The sequence below is a fragment of the Streptacidiphilus carbonis genome (assembly GCF_000787775.1).
In the GTDB taxonomy this organism is placed as follows: domain Bacteria; phylum Actinomycetota; class Actinomycetes; order Streptomycetales; family Streptomycetaceae; genus Streptacidiphilus; species Streptacidiphilus carbonis.
On sequence record NZ_BBPM01000024.1, the window covers coordinates 70,462 to 73,445 of the forward strand.

The 2,984-nt window shown below is 75.0% G+C and carries 3 protein-coding genes and 1 pseudogene; all 4 read left to right on the top strand.

Annotated elements, in window-relative coordinates:
* Positions 1–837 (top strand): ABC transporter permease subunit (locus TR46_RS38125; RefSeq protein WP_439654373.1); only part of this gene is annotated, 837 nt, incomplete at its 5' end.
* Positions 834–1,562, top strand: coding sequence for an ABC transporter ATP-binding protein (locus TR46_RS38130; protein WP_063770631.1), 729 nt, complete (start codon positions 834–836; stop codon positions 1,560–1,562). The genes TR46_RS38125 and TR46_RS38130, both read left to right, overlap by 4 nt.
* On the top strand, positions 1,559–2,371 hold the full coding sequence (locus TR46_RS20175) for an ATP-binding cassette domain-containing protein (RefSeq protein WP_063770632.1): 813 nt from the start codon (positions 1,559–1,561) through the stop codon (positions 2,369–2,371). The genes TR46_RS38130 and TR46_RS20175 overlap by 4 nt, the downstream gene beginning before the upstream one ends.
* Before the next feature lie 185 nt (positions 2,372–2,556).
* Positions 2,557–2,984 (top strand): annotated as a pseudogene (locus TR46_RS43165) (hypothetical protein); the annotation flags it as partial.

Here is a 2,984-nt window from a genome sequence, read left to right on the forward strand (position 1 = left end):
CTGCTCACCGGAGTGCTGGCGGGCGGCGCGATCCCGGGGGTCCCTGCCCTCCCAACCCCCGTCGCGCTGCTGCTGGCCACCGCCCTGGCCGCACCCTGCGGCCTCCTCGTCGGCCGGCCCGCCATCCGCCGCCGGGGCCTGGCACTGGCACTGACCACCTTCGCGGTCGGCACCGCCATGAGCCGATTCGTCTTCCAACAGCCCTCGCTCACCAGCGGGGTGCGGCTGGACCGTACCGGTGCCTGGGCCGACGACCGTCTCTTCTACGGCATCGAACTCGCCGCCCTCGCCGTCGCCCTGCTGGCGGTGCACGCCCTGCGCCGGGGCGCGACCGGCCGCGCGCTGGGCGCGATGCGTGACCACGAGCCCGCGGCGTACGCCTCCGGCGTGGATGTGCCCCGGCTGAAGCTGCTGGCCTTCACCGCGGGCGCGGCCCTGGCGGCGCTCGGCGGCGGGCTGCTGGGGCTCGGCGCCCAGGCCTTCGACCCCAATGCCTTCGATCCGGTGCTCGGCCTGCTCTGGTTCGCCGCCGCGGTCGCCTTCGGCGCGGACAGCGCCTCGGCGGCCGTGCTGGGCGCCATGGTGCTCACCGTGCTGGACGCCGCGACCATCGCCGGCGTCTCGGCCGCCGCCATCGGCGTACTGGCCCTGCTGCGCGGACGCCTCACCCGGCCCGCCGCACCCGCCGCGCTCGCCGTGCGGGTGGCGGAACGCGAGGGTTGCGGCGCCGACGGCAGCGGGCACGGCGGAGCCGCTCGCGACCGGCCACTCCCGCCGGTTCGGCTCAGCCCGCTCGGCGAACAACTGGTCAAGCGCCTCAAAGGAGTCCCGGAATGACGTCGACCACCGCTCCCCGGCTCTCCGCCCGCGCCCTGGTCCGCCGCTTCGGCGGGGTGACCGCCCTCGATCAGGTCTCACTGGACCTGCCTCCGGGTCGGATCACCGCTCTGACCGGCCAGAACGGAGCCGGGAAGAGCACCCTGTTCCGCTGCCTCAGCGGAGCCGACCGGCCGGACAGCGGGCAGGTGCTGCTGGAAGGACGCGACATCACCCACCTCCCCGAATACACCCGGGCCCGGCTCGGCCTGGCCCGCACCTTCCAACAGATCGCCGTCTTCCCCGGCCTCAGCGTCGCCGACAATCTGCGCGTCGGCGCGGAGCAGGCGGGCCGCAGGGGAGCGTCCGACGCCGAGTTCGCGGTCGCCCGCACGCTGCGGCTGCTCAGGCTGGAACACCTCGCCGAGCAACGGGCGTCCGGCCTGCCGACCGGCACCCTGCGGCTGGTGGAGCTGGGCCGCGCACTCAGCGCCGATCCGGGCGTACTGCTGCTGGACGAGCCCGCGGCCGGCCTGGACCGGGCCGAGGCCGAGCAGTTGGCCGTGCTGCTGACCGCGCTGGCGGCGGACGGCCTGGCGGTCCTGGTGGTGGAACACGACCGCGAGCTGGTCGACAGGATCGCCGACACGGTGTTCACCATGGCCGCCGGACGCATCCTCCCGGCCGACGCGGCAGCGGATTCCGCCAAGGGAACGGTCAAGGGAACGGAAGGGCGCGGGCGATGACCCTGGCCGTCGCACTGCTCGGCGCCCGGGTCCGCTACGGCCCGTTGGAGGCGCTGCACGGGGTGGACCTGCCGGTCCCCGCCGGGCGGCTGACCGTCCTGCTCGGCCGCAACGGCGCGGGGCGCAGCACCGCGCTGCATGCGCTGGCCGGGGCCGTCCCGCTCACCGGCGGCAGGGTGCAGTGGTACGGGGAAGGGGGAGGGGGCGGGGAAGGGAGCGGAAGAGAGGGCGGGGGCGGGTCCGTCGGTGCGGGCGCTCCCCGTGACATCACCGCGCTGAGCGCGTACGCCCGCGCCCGCCTCGGTCTGACCCTGGTGCCCGCGGAGGGTGCGGTGTTCCCCTCGCTGAGCGTCGCCGACCACCTCTCCGGACTGACGGCCCAGGGACGTGCCGCTGCACTCGACGTCTTCCCTGAACTGCGCCGACTGCTCACCCGCAGCGCGGGCACCCTGTCGGGCGGCGAGCAGCAGATGCTGGCGCTGGGTGTCGCCCTGAGCCGCCGGTCCCGCGTGCTGCTGTTGGACGAACCCGGGCGCGGGCTCGCTCCCGCCGTCCTGGAGCGGGTGCACGCCGCCGTCGCCTCGGCGGTGGCGGCGGGCCGGACGGTCGTCCTCGCGGAGCAGTCGCTGCCTTCGGCGCCCACCGCGGTGGTGGACCTGGTCCACGTGCTGCACCGGGGCTCGGTGGTGTTCTCGGGGGAGCCGGACGAACCGGCCCTGGGCATGTGGCTCTCCAGTGGGGTCAGTGCAATCGCAGCACCGTCCCAGCGTCCAGACGGTCGGGGTCGGGTCCGACGACGGCCCGGTTGAGCTTGTACAGCGCGGGCCAGCCACCGGCGATGCCGTAACGCGCGGCAATCCCTGACAGGGAGTCACCAGGCCGGACGGTGTACTGGGCGGGGGCGGGCCCGGAAACGGACGCAGGCTTGGGTGTCGCGGTATGCGTCGGGGCGGCCGTCGGCTGCGACTGCGGCGCAGGCGTGGACGGAGTCGGCGTGGGCGCAGGCTTCGGCGTCGGCTCGGCGGTCGGCTGCGGTCCCAGGGTCGCCGTAGGCGCGGGCGTCGGTGTAGGCGTCGGTTTCGCCACGGGCTTCGGTGTGGGCCTCGCGGTCGGCCTAGGCACAGGCTTGAGCGTCGGTCCACCCGTCGACTGCGACCCCAGGGTCACCGGGGACGTCGGCTTCGGTGCGGGCTTGGGCACAGGCGTCGGCGTCGGCGTTGCCGTCGGCTTGGGGACGGGCGTTGGCTTCGCCGTCGGCTCGGGCACGGGCTTGGGCACGGGCTTCGGCGTTGGCTTGGGCACGGGCTTCGGCGTTGGCGTTGGCGTTGCCGTCGGCTTCAGCACGGGATCGGCCGTTGGCTTCGGCACAGGCGTCGGCTTCGGCACTGGCTTCGCCGTCGGCGTCGGCGTCGGCACGGGCTT

Coding starts and splice junctions, on each gene's coding strand:
- TR46_RS38130 (WP_063770631.1), top strand. CDS start 834: ATGACGTCGACCACCGCTCCCCGGCTCTCCGCCCGCGCCCTGGTCCGC.
- TR46_RS20175 (WP_063770632.1), top strand. CDS start 1,559: ATGACCCTGGCCGTCGCACTGCTCGGCGCCCGGGTCCGCTACGGCCCG.